A 15,116-nucleotide genomic window follows, 5' to 3' on the forward strand; every position below is an offset into this window, starting at 1 on the left:
GGCTGCACCCGCCGCTGCGCCGCACCGCCGAGACCGCGGCGGCGCTGCTGGCGGCGATGGGCGAGGCGGCGGTGCCGGCGGTCGAGCCGGCGCTGATCGAGCAGGATTTCGGCGCCTGGCAGGGCCGGCCGAGCCGCGAGGTCTACCGCGCGCTGCCGCGGGACGATCCGTTCTGGTCGCACCCCTCCGCGCATGCCGCGCCCGGCGGCGAGAGCTTCGACGCCGTGCTGCGCCGGGTGCAGCCGGCGATCCTGGCCCTGTCCGACGCCCATTCCGGTCGCGACATCGTCGCCGTCGCCCATGCCGGCACCATCCGCGCCGCGACGGCGTTGGCGCTGGACCTGGACGGCGAACGCGCGCTGCGCCTCGCGGTCGACACGCTGTCGCTGACCCAGCTCGACCGCATCCGGTCGTCCTCCGGCATCGAAAGCTGGCGAATCACCGCCCTGAATCTGCCATTTGGAACGGAAAAGATGTATTGATCGTTTAGCGTCTGCCACGAGTCTTCACGTGGAGTCTGAGGAGAGCCCCGACATGATCGACCGCCGTGAGTTCCTCCGCCTGACCGGCGCGTCGACCGCCATGCTGGCGCTGTCGGGCACGCTCGCCGGCTGCGGCTCGGCCACCTCGACGCCGAGCGACGCGCAGCTGCTGGTCGACGAAAGCCGCGGCGCGCTGCAGGCGCTGCTGTCCGCGCCGGAGCTGTCGGCGCTGCCGCGCTACATCCGCGGCGCCAAGGCGGTGCTGATCGCGCCGGAGCTGCTGCGCGGCGGCTTCATCTTCGGCGGCCGCGGCGGCAATGCGGTGATGCTGGTGCGGATGGCGGACGGCAATTGGAGCTACCCGGCCTTCTACGGCGTCGGCGGCGGCACCTTCGGGCTGCAGATCGGCGGCCAGGTCTCGCAGCTGGTGCTGACGATCATGACCGACAAGGGCCTGCGCGCCGTGGAGCAGAGCAGCTTCACCGTCGGCGCCGACCTGTCGGGGTCGCTGTTCACCCTTGGCGCCGGCGTCGGTGCCTCGACCGGGCTGAACACCAATGCCGACATGTACGCCTTCTCGCAGAACCGGGGCCTGTTCGCCGGCGGCACGCTGGACGGCACGGTGATCAGCGAGGACCAGGGCAAGAACGACGCCTACTACGGCTTCGGCACCCCGGCCCGCATCGTCTTCCAGGGGCAGAGAAGCAACCCGGGCGCGGAGCCGCTGCGCACCCTGCTGCCGCGGTAAGCCCGATTTCCCTTCCTTTTTCCGTCATCCCCGCGAAAGCGGGGATCTCGTCGCGGCTCGATCGGAGGGAGATTCCCGCTTTCGCGGGAATGACGATGAAGGGAAGCCGTGTTCAGCTGTACCGCTGTTCCTGCCAGGGGTCGCCCTCGTTGTGGTAGCCGCGCTCCTCCCAGAAGCCGGGGCGGTCGGCGGCGACGAACTCGATCCGCTTCACCCATTTGGCGCTCTTCCAGAAGTACCAGCGCGGCATGATCACGCGCAGCGGGCCGCCATGCTCGACCCGGATCGGCTCGCCGTCGTGATGGGTGGCCAGCAGCACATCCGCCGCGGCGAAGGCGTCGAGGGCGACGTTGGTGGTGTAGGTGTCGTAGCTGTGGAAGACGACGTGCCGGGCCTCGGACTTCGGCCGCACCAGCGACAGCAGGTGCCGGGCCGAGACGCCGCGCCAGCGGTTGTCGAAGCGCGACCAGGACGTGACGCAATGGATGTCCGACACGTCCTCGAACTCCGGCTGGGCCAGGATGTCGTCCCAGCGCCACACCGTCGGGGTCTCGACCAGCCCGTCGATCGTCAGCCGCCATTTGTCGAGCGGGATCTCCGGCTGCACACCGAGATCGAGCACCGGCCAGTTTTCCACCAGGCGCTGGCCCGGCGGCAGCCGGTCCCGCCCCGGGTCGGCGGTATCGCCGGTCAGCAACCGGCCCTCGCGCGCCCAGCGCTGCTTGCTCTCGACCAGCTTCGGCCGGACCGAGCCGAGATCGCCGTCTTCCGCCATGATCGCCTTCCCTTGCCGCTTCCCGTGAGGACGTCCCAAAGATGGCTTCGACGGACGGGTTGATCCAGAGGGCAGGGCGGGGAAGGATAGGGGCGGCCTCGACCCGCCGCCGGGACGCCGATCCGGAACACCGCCCGTCCACAGCCCGACCGAGCCGATGATCCGCCTGCTCCGCCCGCTGCTTCTCCTCCTCGTGCTGCTCGCGCCCGGCCTCGCCGCCGGCCAGGTGCCGGGAACCTCCACGTCGTCGGCCCCGCCAGCCGCGTCCGACCAGCCGGCCGACCCCGAGCAGGTCAAGGCGCTGATCGCCACGCTGCAGGACGACAAGGCGCGGGCCGAGCTGGTGGCCCGGCTGCAGCTGATGCTGCAGGCCCAGGCGCAGCAGCAGGGGGAGCGCAGCGCGCTGGAGACGGTCGGCAGCCAGGCCCTGGTCGTGGTCTCGGGCAAGGTGCGCGACGTGACCGGTGCGGTCGCCGAGATCGGCGGCACCCTGGCGCGGCTGCCGGAGCTGGCGACCTGGGCCCGGGACCAGCTGTCCGACCCGGCGGCGCGGGAGCGCTGGGGCGTGGTGTTCCTCAACGTCGTCGGCGTCGTCCTCGCCGGCATCGCCGCCGGCTGGCTGGTCCGGCTGCTGCTGCGCCGGCCCTTCACGGCGCTGAATGGCAAGGCTCCGGCCACGCTGTGGGGCAAGATCCCGCTGCTGCTGGCCCAGGCGGTGCTCGACTTCCTGCCGCTGATCGCCTTCGTGTTCGGCGCCTATGCCATGGCGGTGGTGCTGGACCCGCCCTGGTTCGTCCGCACCGTGGTGCTGGCGCTGGTCAACGCCGCGATCATCAGCGGCCTGGCACTGATGCTGATCCGCCTGGTGCTGACGCCGGAACACCCGCATCTGCGGCTGCTGCGCATCGGCGACGAGACCGCCGGCTATCTCTATGTCTGGGCCAAGCGGCTGATCTACCTGCTGGTGTTCGGCTATCTCGCGGTCTCCACCGCGGTGGTGCTGGGCCTGCCCTATGGCAGCCTGACCACGCTGAAATACCTGATCGGCCTCGCCGTCGCGGCGATGCTGGTGGTGCTGATCCTGCAGAACCGGCAGCCGGTCGCCGACTGGCTGCGTGGCCGCCGGCGCCGGGCGGCGGAGGGCGAGGAGGCCGGCGTCACCCGCGCGGTCGGCTCCGCCCGGCGTCGCCTGGCCGATGTCTGGCACCTGCTCGCCATCGCCTATGTCGTCGTCACCTTCGCGATCTGGGCGCTCGGCATCAATGGCGGCTTTGTCTTCGTCCTGCGGGCCACGCTCCTGACCGTGCTGGTCCTGGTGGTGGCGCGGCTGGTCTCCGCCTATGGGCCACGGCTGATCCATCGCGCCTTCTCGATCGGGCCGGAGCTGAAGTCCCGCTTCCCGGGCCTGGAGCATCGCGCCAACCGCTACCTGCCGGTGCTCGACACCGCGCTGAAGGTGGTCGTCCTCCTGGTCAGCATTCTGGTGCTGCTCGAGGTCTGGCAGCTCGGCGGCATCGCCTGGATGGAGACCGAGACCGGCCGCGCCATGCTGGCCAGCGGCGGCGCCATCCTGCTGGTGATCGTGGCGGCGCTGGTGGCGTGGGAGGTGGTCAGCCAGTTGATCGAGTACCACCTGAACCGGCACGATTCCTCGGGCAACCTGGTGCAGCGCAGCGCCCGGGCCCGTACCCTGCTGCCGCTGCTGCGCAACGCCTTCATGGTGCTGTTGATCACCGTCGTGGTGCTGATGGTGCTATCGGAGGTCGGGCTGAACATCGCGCCGCTGCTGGCCGGCGCCGGCGTGGTCGGCCTGGCCATCGGCTTCGGCGCCCAGACCCTGGTCAAGGACGTCATCACCGGCGTCTTCATCCTGTTCGAGGACACGCTGTCGGTCGGCGACGTGGTCCAGATCGGCTCGGACAGCGGCGTGGTCGAAAGCATCACCATCCGCACCATCCGGCTGCGCGACGAGACCGGGGCGGTGCACACGCTGCCGTTCAGCTCGGTCACCTCGATCGTCAACATGACCAAGGATTTCTCCTTCGCCGTGTTCAATGTCGGGATCGGCTACGAGCAGGACGTCGACCGGGTGATCGAGGTGCTGCGCGACCTCGGCCGCGAGCTGCAGCTCGACCCCGCCTGGGCGCCGGCCATCCTGGCGCCGATCGAGGTCATCGGCCTCGACAAGTTCGGCGACAGCGCCGTGACCATCAAGGCGCGGATCAAGACGCCGCCGGCCAAGCAATGGGGCGTGGCGCGAGAGTTCAACCGCCGGATGAAGCGGCGCTTCGACGAGGTCGGCATCGACATCCCGTTCCCGCACCGGATGGTGCTGACCCGCAGCCTCGACCGGCCGGAGGACGCGGCCGCCGCCGCTCAGGGGGCGTCGTCATCCGGATCGTAGTGGGAATCGTGCTTCTTGCGGGCCAGGTGCATCAGCCCGAGATTCAGGGCGACGATGCCGACCACGGCGATGCCCAGCGCGATCCAGCCGTGGATGCTCATATCCAGGTTGAACAGGTCGCCCATCGCTGGTCCTCCCGGTCCGCTGCGGCGTCTTTTCGGATGCCAAGCGCCGCTGCGATCTGTAATCTCTCTAAATCCGCCAATGGTTCCGCGGCTAGAGAGGGTTTGAGCCATGACGCTCGAGGAGAGATGTGTCTCCGCCGGCCTGAAGATGACCGATCAGCGTCGTGTCATTCTGCAGGTGCTGACCGAGTCACTCGACCATCCATCAGTCGAAACCGTCTATCACCGGGCCCGCGAGATCGACCCGTCGATCAGCATCGCGACCGTGTACCGCACCCTGCACCTGCTCGATGAGCTGAACCTGGTGCAGCGGCACGACTTCAATGAGAACTATTCCCGCTTCGAGGTCAATCTCGAGCATCACCACCACCTGATCGATCTGGAGACCGGTGAGGTCATCGAGTTCAAGGACCAGGAGCTGGAGGTGCTGAAGGAAAAGATCGCCAAGCGGCTCGGCTTCGAACTCGTCGATCACAGGCTTGAACTCTATGGCCGGAAAAAGAAGTCCTAAGGGCTGCGGCTTCGGCGAGCAGCCCTTCGCCGAGGGCTCGGCGGATTGCCGCTGCCAGAAGGCGGTGACCCGCGCCTACAGCGAGCTGGTGGCCCGCGGCGCACCGCGTTCGGTGGCCATGGACGCGGCGATCCGGGTCTTCGTCTATCATCACCCCGAGGTCCCGACCTTCCGCGCCCATGACACGGTGGAGACCTGGGTCTTTTCCGGTCCGCTGAACTGAGCGGCCTGCATGCCCCCGGCATCCGGGGCTCCCGGGCCGGGGCGTGGCTGCAGCGGCTGCGGCTGCCCAGCGGGCTGGTCCTCCTCACCTTTCTCGCGTCCCATCTGATTAACCATGCGGCCGGGCTTCTGTCGCTGGACGCGATGGAGCGAGGCCTCGGGCTGTTCATCCTGGTGTGGGAGAAGCAGCCGGGCCTGACCATCCTGTCCGCCGCCTTCCTGATCCACATCACCAATGCGCTGGTGTCGATCTGGCAGCGCCACAGCTTCCGGCTGAGGCCCTGGCAGGCGGTGCAGCTCGGGCTCGGCCTCGCCGTACCCCTGTTGCTGGCTGGTCATGTCTTCGCGACAGTGGTTGCTTTCGAGCGGTTCGGCGTCGGCACGCCCTATCGCTTCGTGCTGTCTCAGATGTGGGGTGGCGCCGGTTTGGGCGCGGTGCAGCAGATGGTGCTGGTGCTGGTCGCCTGGGGCCATGGCTGCATCGGCGTGCACTACTGGTTGCGGCTCAGGCCCTGGTACCCGAAGGCGCTGCCCTATCTCTACGCCGCCGCCCTGCTGGTCCCGGCGCTCGGCCTGGCCGGCTTCGTCTCGGCCGGGCTGCAGGTCCGGGCGCTGGCGGAACAGCCGGGCTGGCTCGAGGACCTGCACCGCTCGATCAGGCTAACGCCGGCGGCGCAGGCCTTTGCCGCCCAAGGGGCGCTGTGGACCCGGATCGCGATCCTGGCGCTGATCCTCGCCGCCTTCGCCGGGCCGGTCGTCCGCGCCGTCCGGGCCCGCCGCAGCGGCCCCAAGCTGTTCTACCGCGACACCAAGGTGCTCGACATCATCCCCGGCGCCACCGCGCTCGAGATCATCCGCGCCGCCGGCATCCCGCAGGCCATGGTCTGCGGCGGCCGCGGCCGCTGCTCGACCTGCCGGGTCCGGATCGGGCTGGGCGGTGAGCATCTGCCGCCGCCGGCGGCCGACGAGGCCCGCGTGCTGCAGCGCATCGGCGCGCCAGAAGGGGTGCGGCTGGCCTGCCAGATCCGGCCGGTCAAAGACCTCGAGGTCACGCCGCTGCTGCCGCCGAATGCGACCGCCCGCGACGGCTTCCAGGGCCCCGGCCACCGCCATGGGCAGGAGCGCGAGATCGCCGTGATGTTCGCCGATCTGCGCGGCTTCACCCGGCTGTCGGAGCACCGGCTGCCCTATGACGTGGTGTTCCTGCTGAACCGCTATTTCGCCGCCATGGGCCAGGCGATCGAGGCGGCGGGCGGCCAGGTCGACAAGTTCATCGGCGACGGGGTGATGGCGCTGTTCGGGGTCGAGGCGGGACGCGAGGCGGCCAGCCGCCAAGCGCTCGACGCCGCCCGGCGCATGGCGGCGCGGCTGGCCGAGCTGAACGAGGCCCTGGCCTCGGACCTGAAGGAGCCGCTGCGCATGGGCATCGGCCTGCATGTCGGCCCGGCGATCGTCGGCGAGATGGGCTATGGCGGGGTCAAGGGCCTGACCGCGGTCGGCGACACCGTCAACACCGCCAGCCGGCTGGAAGGGCTGTGCAAGGGCTATGGCGCGGAGCTGGTGGTGTCGCAGGACCTGCTCGACCATGCCGGCGCCGACCTGTCGGCCTTCCGTGCCGAGCAGGTGGCGATCCGCGGCCGGCGCGACCAGCTGTGTGTCCGCGTGGTCACCCGGATTGCCGACCTGGCGGAGGCGACGGGCGGCTTCGTGGGCTCGCCGGTATAAGACCCCGACCCCCTTTCTGTCATTGCCGGGCTGACCCGGCAATCCAGAGGATGTCGACAGTTTCTGGATGCCCGGGTCAAGCCCGGGCATGACAGCTGGTTGGGTGGGTTGGGACCAGAGCGGTCCCCGCTTCGATCAGATCGTGACGCCGAACAGCGTCTCCAGGAAGGCGCGCAGGGCGGCCCAGAGGGCGGCGGAAACGGCAACCAGGATCGCCAGCGCGCCAGCGCTGGCCGCCCAGCCGACCGAGACGGCGACGCCGTCGCGCTCGACCAGGCCGATGGCGAAGGCCGAGATCGCCAGCGCTGGCACCATGTTGCCGAGCGGGATCGGCATGAACAGGATGACGGCCAGCAGCAGGCAGGCGGCGCCGATGAAGCGGTCCGGCACCGGGCCGATCAGCAGCGACAGGCGCGGCCGCAGCAGCCGCTCAGCCTTGGCCAGCCACGGCACCATGCGCTCGACCAGCCGGGCGAAATCGGCCCGCGCCACCGACCGCCGGGTGATCATCCGGGGCAGCCACAGCACCGGGCGCCCGATCATCAGCTGGAAGGTGATGAACAGCAGCGGCGCGCCGAGGACCGAGGAGGTGCCGGGCGGCGTCGGCAGGATGTTGGGAACGGCGAAGACCAGCATCAGCGCACCGAAGGCCCGGTCGCCGAAGGCGGTCAGGATGTCGGCGATGGCGATGCGCTCGCCCCCCTCCGCGGCCAGATCCTGCAGCACCTCCGAGAAGCGCCGACGGCGCTTCGCCCCGGCGGGCGCCGGCGCGTCGGGGTCGTGCTGCTGGGTCTCGGGCTCGCGGGCGTCGGGCAAGGGGCTGGTCCGGCGTGATGGGTCCAGCCCCTGGTGTTACCGACTCCGCCGTGACAGGCGCAAGCGCGCGGTTGTCTCAGGCAGATCCCTAGAACTCGGAAAAGGTGAGGAGAGGCGCGTTGCCTCTCCAGCTTGCGAGACCTTTTCAAAATAGCTGAAGCCCGTTCCTTCTAAGTCCCCCCTCCCCTTGCGGGAGGGGGGCAGGGGGAGGGGGCTGCGCGCGTCCGCGCGCGAATGCGAAAAGGACAAGCTTCGCCATCGGGACCGGATCGCCAAAGTCTGGGCCGGTTCTGGGCTTCGAGAACCCCCTCCCCCTATCCCCCTCCCGCGAGGGGAGGGGCGACTCATTTTGCTTTCGGCCGATGTCGTTGCCGAGCCTCAGAGACATCCGAAGGACATTCTGAAAAGGCCCTGCAAGCGAGAGAGACAACGCGATCCGACCGCCGAGGTCAGGCCTCCCGCGCCGCCCACAGCAGGCCGCGATGCAGGATGGTCTTCATCGACCGGTTCTCGAACTCCTCCACCCGGTGGCCGAGCGCGCTGTAGAACACCCGGCCGGCGCCGTGCTTGCGCTTCCACACGACCGGCATGGTGTGGCCGGCGATCCAGGGCGCGTGATCGCCGGTGAAGGTGGTCTCGGCCAGCACCTCGTTGTTCGGGTCGACATGCATGTAGTACTGCTCGGACCGGTAGTCGAAATTCCCGATCCCCTGCATCACCGGGTCGTCCGGCCGGGTCACCCGCACCTGATAGTCGATGATGTTGCCGGGATGGGCCACCCACTGGCCGCCGGTCATGAACTGGTAGGCCACCTCGTTGCGGAAGGCGTCGCACATGCCGCCATGGAAGCCGGCCAGGCCGACTCCGCTCTCGATCGCGGCGCAGAGATTGGTGACCTCCTCCTTCTCCATCGTCGACATGGTGTAGATCGGCACGATCAGGTGCATGTCCTTCAGCGCCGGGTCGGCGAAGGCCTCTGTGGTGTCCTCGATGAACACCTCGAAGCCGTCGCCGCGCAGCATCCCGGCGACCTCATCCGCGCATTCCTTGGGGGTGTGGCCGTTCCAGCCGCCCCAGACGATCAGCGCCTGCCTCGTCATCGCTTCCTCTCCTTTTCGCGTCTCAGGCGGCGGCCCGGCCGAAGGCGGGCTCCACCGGCATCGGTTCCGGCCGCTCGCAGCGGCTCTCGATCTCGATCGGACGGCCCCCCTGGCCGGACCGCTCCACCGCTTCCATCACCTCCAGCACATGGAAGGCCAGCTCCGCATTGGCGCGGTGCGGCCGGCCGGTGCGGATCGCCTGGGCCAGGTCGGCCACGCCGATGATCCGGTAGTTGCCGTCGCCATAGGCATGGCCGGTGGCCTCGGCCTTCCATTCGGTGCGGTCGACAGAGACCAGGACCTCGCCGCCGAAGGTGTTCGGATCCGGCACGCTCAGCGACGCCGTCTCGCCATAGATCTCGATCGGCGCGTGGCGGTGGGCCGGGATGTCGAAGCTCATCACCAGGGTGACCACCGCGCCGGAGGCGAAGGCCAGCGTGCCGGTGATGTGGGTCGGGGTGCCGACCGGGACCACCTGCCCGGCGCGCGGGCCGCTGGCGATGCGGCGCTCGGTATAGGCGGCGGCGACCGTCCCGGTCACCCGCGCCACAGGACCCAGCATGTTGACCAGTGTGGTCAGGTAGTACGGGCCCATGTCGAACAGCGGGCCGCCGCCCTTGGCGTAGTAGAAATCCGGGTTCGGGTGCCAGCGCTCATGCCCCGGCACCATCATGAAGGCGGTGCCTGCGACCGGCCGGCCGATCCGCCCGGCATCGATCAGGGCGCGGGCCGTCTGCTGCCCGGCGCCGAGGAAGGTGTCGGGGGCGCTGCCGATCCGCACGCCCCTGGCCTTGGCGGCCTCCAGCAGGGTGCGGCCCTCGGCGGTGCTGACCGCCAGCGGCTTCTCCGCATGCACATGCTTGCCGGCGGCGATCGCCTGCAGCCCGACCGGCACATGCGCCTGCGGCGTGGTCAGGTTCAGCACGATCTCGATCTCGGGGTCGGCCAGCAGCTGCTCGATGCTCAGCGCCGCGATGCCGAACTCGGCAGCCTTGGCCTGCGCCGCCTCCAGGTTCAGGTCGGCGCAGGCGCGGACCTGCAGGATCGGGAAGTTCGGCGCCGCCTTCAGATAGGCGCCGCTGATCACGCCGCAGCCGATGATGCCGACTCCGACCGGTCTGTCGCTCATGGTCCTCTCCGCTATCGGGGCATGCCCTGGCCGTTCCAGGGCGCTTCGTAGAGCTGCCGCAGCACCAGGCTGGCCGCACCGCGGGCCCAGGCGTCGTCGCTCCATTCATGCAGGATGATCTGGGTGCCGCGCCGGATCGGCACCGGCACGATGCGGTCGATGGTGGCCAGCAGGGCCGGCTCCATCAGGTCGCGGGCCTGGATGGCGCTGCCGGCCACGATCACCTTGGGCGGGCTGTGCAGCGTGATCAGGTTGCCGACGGCGAAGCCCAGGATGGCGCCGGCCTCCTCGAACAAAGCGCGGATCTCGGCCCGGCCGGCCCGGGCCATGTCGCGCAGCCGGCCGATGGCGCGCGGATCCTCCGGCGCGATCGGCCCCGCCTCGGCGCCCAGCAGGGCGCGGGCACGGGTGACGATGCCGTGGTCGGAGACATAGGCTTCGATGCAGCCGCGCTGGCCGCAGCGGCAGGGCAGCCCGTCCAGGGCCATCTTGGTGTGGCCGAACTCCGTCCCCATCCCGGCGGCGCCGCGATGCACGTCGCCGTTCAGGAACAGGCCCAGCCCGACCGAATCCTCGACCGTGACCACAGCGAAGGTGTCGCTGTCGCGGCCCTGGCCGAACCAGTGCTCGGCCAGCGTGACCAGGTGGACGTCGTTCTCGACGATGGTGCGGACGCCCAGCCGTTCCTGCACCATCGCTGCCAGCGGCACGTCCGGCGCGCCCAGGATCGGGGTCCAGACGCAGGTGCCGCTGCGGCCGTCGATGAAGCCGGGCAGGCCGATGCCGATGCCGCCCAGCCGTTCGAGGCCGAGGTCGGCGTCGCCGACGCAGCGGCGAATGCCGTCCTCCAGGATGTCGGCCACCACCTCCGGCGCCTGGCGGGCGACGCGGATCGGCAGCGACAGGGTCTGCACCACATCGGCCTTGTAGTCGGTGACGGCGATGCTGATCTGGTGCGGCGCCAGCTTGACGCCGCAGACGAAGGCGGCCTCGCGGTTCAGCTCCAGCATCACCCGCGGCCGGCCGCGGGCGGCGGTGCCGACGCCTTCGACCGCGCGGGCCAGCACCAGGTTTTCCTCGAGCAGCCCGCCGGTGATGGCCGAGATGGTGGCCGGCGCCAGCTCGGTGCGCTGCACGATCTCGACCCGCGAGATCGGGCCGTAGCGCCGCACCACGTCCAGCACATGGAAGCGGTTGATCGCCCGCATCAGCTCCGGATCGGCTGTCTTCATTCCGTCAGGATCCGAATTTTATGGTGCGGCGCACCATGCCCGGATCGCCGGCGCGGCTGGGGGCGAGCGGCCTCGCCTGGTCTCGATTCAGCGCTTCCATTCCACCCGCCGGGCCATATCGTTCCGAATTCTCGGCAATCATCCGATTTTTCGATCTTGACAGGCCCCACCCTAGCCGGTCTGATAAATTCGTAAAACGAAAAAATTATCTGCCGTTCGTCCGGATGCGGCCATCGGGGAGAAAAGCACATGGACAGGTCTCGCTTCGCCAGCCGCAGCGACCTGACCGCCGCCGCGGAGGTGGCCGTCGGCATCCCGCCGGTGGCATGGTCTTCCCGATGCGGCGCCACGTCATCGCCGGCCTGATCATGGCGGCGATAAGGGGCTGATGACACTCTCGACAGACGGAAAGACGGGCATGGGTACGGAAGCGAAGCTGCGTTGGGGCATTCTCGGGCCGGGCCGGATCGCCCGGGACTTCGCCGGGGGCGTAGCCAAGTCGCGCACCGGGCGGCTGGTGGCGATCGGCACGCGCGATGCGGCGAAGCCGGGGCTGGCCGAGGCCTTCCCCGGCGCCCGGATCCATGCCGGCTACGAGGCGCTGCTGGCCGACCCCGAGGTCGATGCCGTCTACATCGCCACGCCGCATCCGGGCCATGTGCATTGGGGCATCCGCGCCGCCGAGGCCGGCAAGCATGTGCTGTGCGAGAAGCCGATCGCGGTCAACGCCTATGATGCCATGGCGCTGGTCGATGCGGCGCGGCGCGCCGGCGTGTTCCTGGCCGAGGCCTACATGTACCGCGCCCATCCGCAGACCCGGCGGCTGGCCGAGCTGGTGGCCGGCGGCGCCATCGGCGAGGTGCGGATGATCCAGGCCAGCTTCGGCTTCGCCGCCAAGTTCAACCCCGACCACCGGCTGTTCGCCAACGACCTGGCCGGCGGCGGCATCCTCGATGTCGGCGGCTATCCGGTGTCGATGGCGCGGCTGATCGCCGGCGCTGCCTCGGGCAAGCCCTTCCTCGACCCGGTCAAGGTCACCGGCGCCGGCCATCTCGGCCGCAGCGGCGTCGACGAATGGACCGCGGCAGTGCTGGAGTTCCCGAGGGGCATCGTCGCCCAGGTGGCCACCGGCGTGACGCTGGCGCTGGAGAACACGGTGCGGATCTTCGGCACCGAGGGCCGCATCGAGATCGCCTCGCCCTGGTTCTGCAGCGGCAAGGAGGGCGGCAGCAGCGCCATCGTCATCACCAAGGCCGACGGCAAGACCGAGACCGTGGCGATCGAGGAGGCCGGCTGGCTCTACGCCTTCGAGGCCGATGCCGTGGGCGACGCGGTGGCGGCGGGGCAGCGCGAGGCGGCCTTCATGACCCCGGCCGACAGCCTCGGCAACCTGAAGACCATGGATGCCTGGCGCGCCGCGATCGGCCTGGAATACGCGCTGGAGACGCCGGCCCGACGCACCGGCCCGGTCGACGGCCGGCCGCTCAAGGCCGGTGCCATGCGCCGGATCGACCTGCCCGGCGCCGCCCGCCAGGCCTCGGCCCTGGCGATCGGCGCCGTCGGGATCGAGAACATCAGCCAGGCCGGGATGCTGTTCGACCGCTTCTTCGAGCGCGGCGGCAACACCTTCGACACCGCCTGGATCTACCGCGCCGGCGGCTCCGACCGGGTGCTCGGCCAGTGGCTGGCCAGCCGCGGCGTGCGCGACGAGGTGGTGCTGATTGGCAAGGGCGCGCATGCGCCGCTGTGCTACCCCGACGTGATCCCGCGCCAGCTGACGGAATCGCTCGACCGGCTGCACACCGGCCGGCTCGACCTCTATCTGATGCATCGCGACAACCCGGACATCCCGGTCGGCGAGTTCGTCGACGTGCTCGACGCCGAGATCCGGGCCGGGCGCATCGGCTCCTGGGGCGGATCGAACTGGACCCGGGAAAGGCTGGACGAGGCGGCCACCTATGCCCGGGCCAACGGCAAGGCGGGGCCGGCCACGGTCAGCAACAACTTCAGCCTGGCCGAGATGATCCAGCCGGTCTGGCCCGGCTGCATCGCCGCGGCGGATGCGGAGTGGAAGGGTTGGCTGCGGCAGCGGCGGATGCCGCTGCTGGCCTGGTCCAGCCAGGCCCGCGGCTTCTTCACCGACCGCGCCGGCCGCGACAAGCAGCAGGACCCGGAACTGGTGCGCTGCTGGTACGGCGAAGGCAACTTCCGCCGCCGCGACCGCGCCGCCGAGCTCGGCGCCAAGCACGGCCGCTCCGCGAACCAGGTGGCCCTGGCCTATTGCCTGCACCAGGACTTCCCGGTCCTGCCGCTGATCGGCCCGCTGACGCTGGAGGAGTTGGAGGATTCGCTGCAGGCGCTCGACATCGCGCTGACGCCCGAGGAGGTGCGCTGGCTCGAAGGGTAAGCCGTCGTTCCAGTCAATCCGCCGCCGGCGACGGCGGCGGAAACAGGGAGGAGACAATCATGAATAGAATGCTGTCGGGCCTCGCGGCCTTCGCCGCTGCGGGCCTTCTGTCCGGCGTCGCCATGGCCGACGCCACGGTCAAATGGCTGCACATCGAGAACACGCCGGATACGGTCGCCTGGATGGAAAGCGTCGCCCGCGCCTATGAGGCGGCGCATCCCGGCGTCACCATCCAGATGCAGTATCTGGAGAACGAGGCCTACAAGGCCAAGCTGCCGACCACGCTGCAATCGTCCGACCGGCCGAACATCATCTACAGCTGGGGCGGCGGCGTGCTGCGCGACCAGATCAAGGCCGGGGTGATCGAGGATCTGACCGACGCGGTGAAGGGCGAATGGGCCGACCGGATCAGCCCGGCCGCGCTCGAGGCCTTCACCGTCGACGGCCATGTCTGGGGCGTGCCGGTGCTGGCCTCGCAGGTCGGCTTCTGGTTCAACAAGCCGCTGCTGGCCAAGGCCGGGGTCAAGGCCGAGGACATCAAGAGCTGGGACGACCTGCTGTCGGCGGTGAAGACGATCAAGGCCGCCGGCATCGTGCCGCTGGCGACCGGCGGCGCCGACAAATGGCCGATCCATTTCTACTGGACGCTGCTGGCGATGCGGATCGGCGGCAAGGACGCGTTCCAGGCCGCCTACAATCAGTCCGGCGACGGCTTCGACGGCCCGGTCTTCGTCAAGGCCGGCGAGCATCTGAAGGAGCTGGCGGCGCTGGAGCCGTTCGAGCCCGGCTATCTCGGCCTGACCAACCCGCAGGCTGCCGGCTATTTCGGCGACGGCAAGGCCGCGATGCACCTGATGGGCAACTGGGACTATCTGAACGCCAAGAAGAACAGCGCCTCCGGCAAGGGCATCCCGGATGCCGATCTTGGCTGGTTCGCGTTCCCGACCGTGGCGGGCGGCGCCGGCCAGCCGACCGACGTGCTGGGCGGCGTCAATGGCTGGCTGGTGACCAAGGGGTCGCCACCCGAGGCGGTCGACTTCCTGAAGTTCCTGACCAACAAGGAGAACCAGGAGAAGGCGGCCGAGCTCGGCGTCTACATCCCGGTGAACAAGGGCACGGCCGAGAAGCTGAAGAACCCGTATTTCCGCCAGATGGCGGAGAACATCGCCAAGTCCGGCTATTTCCAGGTGTTCTACGACCAGATGCTGGGCGCCAATGTCGGCCGGGTGGTGAACGACGTCGCCACCGACATCGCCTCCGGCGCGACCGACCCGAAGGACGCCGCCGACCAAGTCCAGGAAGCCTGGACGATGCGGTGAGCCGGATAGTGGCGATGGTGCGCTCCCAAYCCCAAGACGAGCTGCTGGTCTTTTCCTTGTCCCCCCTCCCCTTGCGGGAGGGGGGCAGGGGGAGGGGGCTGCGCGCGTCCGCGCGCGAATG

Annotated in this window: 14 protein-coding genes; 8 read left to right on the forward strand and 6 right to left on the reverse strand. The window is 69.7% G+C overall.

Annotated elements, in window-relative coordinates; translation table 11 throughout:
• Both AB4Z01_RS33630 and AB4Z01_RS33635 read left to right on the forward strand, forming a co-directional pair.
• Positions 1-482 (forward strand): histidine phosphatase family protein (locus AB4Z01_RS33630; protein WP_441700843.1); only part of this gene is annotated, 482 nt, incomplete at its 5' end.
• 52 nt (positions 483-534) lie between these two features.
• Positions 535-1,230 carry a YSC84-related protein gene (locus AB4Z01_RS33635; RefSeq protein WP_441700845.1) on the forward strand — a complete coding sequence of 232 codons (696 nt, stop codon included), beginning with the start codon at positions 535-537 and terminating at the stop codon, positions 1,228-1,230.
• Positions 1,231-1,342: 112 nt separating this feature from the next.
• Here the strand turns inward: AB4Z01_RS33635 and AB4Z01_RS33640 are convergent, their stop codons facing one another.
• Positions 1,343-2,005, reverse strand: coding sequence for a sulfite oxidase-like oxidoreductase (locus AB4Z01_RS33640; RefSeq protein WP_441700847.1), 663 nt, complete (start codon positions 2,003-2,005; stop codon positions 1,343-1,345).
• 157 nt (positions 2,006-2,162) lie between these two features.
• Between AB4Z01_RS33640 and AB4Z01_RS33645 the strand changes: the two genes are divergently transcribed.
• Complete coding sequence (locus AB4Z01_RS33645; protein WP_441700849.1) at positions 2,163-4,409, forward strand: mechanosensitive ion channel domain-containing protein; 2,247 nt, start codon at positions 2,163-2,165, stop codon at positions 4,407-4,409.
• Here the strand turns inward: AB4Z01_RS33645 and AB4Z01_RS33650 are convergent.
• The gene (locus AB4Z01_RS33650) at positions 4,382-4,534 is read right to left on the reverse strand and encodes a hypothetical protein (protein WP_441700851.1); all 153 of its coding nucleotides are present in this window, start codon (positions 4,532-4,534) and stop codon (positions 4,382-4,384) included. The two genes, AB4Z01_RS33645 and AB4Z01_RS33650, sit on opposite strands and share 28 nt — an antisense overlap.
• A 109-nt stretch (positions 4,535-4,643) precedes the next feature.
• Between AB4Z01_RS33650 and AB4Z01_RS33655 the strand changes: the two genes are divergently transcribed.
• The 3 genes from AB4Z01_RS33655 (at position 4,644) to AB4Z01_RS33665 (ending at position 6,992) form a co-directional block, all read left to right on the forward strand.
• The gene (locus AB4Z01_RS33655; RefSeq protein WP_138887091.1) at positions 4,644-5,045 is read left to right on the forward strand and encodes a Fur family transcriptional regulator; all 402 of its coding nucleotides are present in this window, start codon (positions 4,644-4,646) and stop codon (positions 5,043-5,045) included.
• A complete protein-coding gene (locus AB4Z01_RS33660) occupies positions 5,023-5,268 on the forward strand; it encodes a hypothetical protein (RefSeq protein ID WP_441700854.1) in 246 nt (81 codons plus the stop codon). Before AB4Z01_RS33655 ends, AB4Z01_RS33660 begins: the two co-directional genes overlap by 23 nt.
• A 143-nt stretch (positions 5,269-5,411) precedes the next feature.
• Positions 5,412-6,992: an adenylate/guanylate cyclase domain-containing protein gene (locus tag AB4Z01_RS33665; protein ID WP_441700855.1), complete on the forward strand. Its 1,581-nt coding sequence runs from the start codon at positions 5,412-5,414 to the stop codon at positions 6,990-6,992.
• Positions 6,993-7,127: 135 nt separating this feature from the next.
• On the opposite strand, the gene AB4Z01_RS33670 is transcribed toward AB4Z01_RS33665, so the two are convergent.
• The 4 genes from AB4Z01_RS33670 to AB4Z01_RS33685 all read right to left on the reverse strand — a co-directional run bounded on the left by AB4Z01_RS33670 (position 7,128) and on the right by AB4Z01_RS33685 (position 11,269).
• Positions 7,128-7,808: an exopolysaccharide biosynthesis protein gene (locus AB4Z01_RS33670; protein ID WP_441700857.1), complete on the reverse strand. Its 681-nt coding sequence runs from the start codon at positions 7,806-7,808 to the stop codon at positions 7,128-7,130.
• 449 nt (positions 7,809-8,257) lie between these two features.
• Entirely contained in the window at positions 8,258-8,908 is a 651-nt protein-coding gene (locus AB4Z01_RS33675) for a ThuA domain-containing protein (RefSeq protein WP_441700858.1), read from the reverse strand.
• 22 nt (positions 8,909-8,930) lie between these two features.
• A complete protein-coding gene (locus tag AB4Z01_RS33680) occupies positions 8,931-10,037 on the reverse strand; it encodes a Gfo/Idh/MocA family protein (RefSeq protein ID WP_441700859.1) in 1,107 nt (368 codons plus the stop codon).
• Positions 10,038-10,048: 11 nt separating this feature from the next.
• Entirely contained in the window at positions 10,049-11,269 is a 1,221-nt protein-coding gene (locus AB4Z01_RS33685; protein WP_441700861.1) for an ROK family protein, read from the reverse strand.
• Between the two features lie 418 nt (positions 11,270-11,687).
• Between AB4Z01_RS33685 and AB4Z01_RS33690 the strand changes: the two genes are divergently transcribed.
• Both AB4Z01_RS33690 and AB4Z01_RS33695 read left to right on the forward strand, forming a co-directional pair.
• Positions 11,688-13,676 carry an aldo/keto reductase gene (locus AB4Z01_RS33690; RefSeq protein WP_441700863.1) on the forward strand — a complete coding sequence of 663 codons (1,989 nt, stop codon included), beginning with the start codon at positions 11,688-11,690 and terminating at the stop codon, positions 13,674-13,676.
• 59 nt (positions 13,677-13,735) lie between these two features.
• Positions 13,736-14,995: an ABC transporter substrate-binding protein gene (locus AB4Z01_RS33695; RefSeq protein ID WP_441700865.1), complete on the forward strand. Its 1,260-nt coding sequence runs from the start codon at positions 13,736-13,738 to the stop codon at positions 14,993-14,995.
• The last annotated feature ends 121 nt before the right edge of the window (positions 14,996-15,116 follow it).

It is taken from the genome of Inquilinus sp. YAF38 (genome assembly GCF_052113205.1).
In the GTDB taxonomy this organism is placed as follows: domain Bacteria; phylum Pseudomonadota; class Alphaproteobacteria; order DSM-16000; family Inquilinaceae; genus Inquilinus.

Excerpts from the sequence above, each read along its gene's own strand:
- AB4Z01_RS33645 (WP_441700849.1), top strand. The coding sequence starts at position 2,163 with ATGATCCGCCTGCTCCGCCCGCTGCTTCTCCTCCTCGTGCTGCTCGCG.
- AB4Z01_RS33665 (WP_441700855.1), top strand. The coding sequence starts at position 5,412 with ATGGAGCGAGGCCTCGGGCTGTTCATCCTGGTGTGGGAGAAGCAGCCG.
- AB4Z01_RS33685 (WP_441700861.1), bottom strand. The coding sequence starts at position 11,269 with ATGAAGACAGCCGATCCGGAGCTGATGCGGGCGATCAACCGCTTCCAT.
- AB4Z01_RS33680 (WP_441700859.1), bottom strand. The coding sequence starts at position 10,037 with ATGAGCGACAGACCGGTCGGAGTCGGCATCATCGGCTGCGGCGTGATC.
- AB4Z01_RS33655 (WP_138887091.1), top strand. The coding sequence starts at position 4,644 with ATGACGCTCGAGGAGAGATGTGTCTCCGCCGGCCTGAAGATGACCGAT.
- AB4Z01_RS33635 (WP_441700845.1), top strand. The coding sequence starts at position 535 with ATGATCGACCGCCGTGAGTTCCTCCGCCTGACCGGCGCGTCGACCGCC.
- AB4Z01_RS33650 (WP_441700851.1), bottom strand. The coding sequence starts at position 4,534 with ATGGGCGACCTGTTCAACCTGGATATGAGCATCCACGGCTGGATCGCG.
- AB4Z01_RS33690 (WP_441700863.1), top strand. The coding sequence starts at position 11,688 with ATGGGTACGGAAGCGAAGCTGCGTTGGGGCATTCTCGGGCCGGGCCGG.
- AB4Z01_RS33640 (WP_441700847.1), bottom strand. The coding sequence starts at position 2,005 with ATGGCGGAAGACGGCGATCTCGGCTCGGTCCGGCCGAAGCTGGTCGAG.
- AB4Z01_RS33660 (WP_441700854.1), top strand. The coding sequence starts at position 5,023 with ATGGCCGGAAAAAGAAGTCCTAAGGGCTGCGGCTTCGGCGAGCAGCCC.
- AB4Z01_RS33675 (WP_441700858.1), bottom strand. The coding sequence starts at position 8,908 with ATGACGAGGCAGGCGCTGATCGTCTGGGGCGGCTGGAACGGCCACACC.
- AB4Z01_RS33695 (WP_441700865.1), top strand. The coding sequence starts at position 13,736 with ATGAATAGAATGCTGTCGGGCCTCGCGGCCTTCGCCGCTGCGGGCCTT.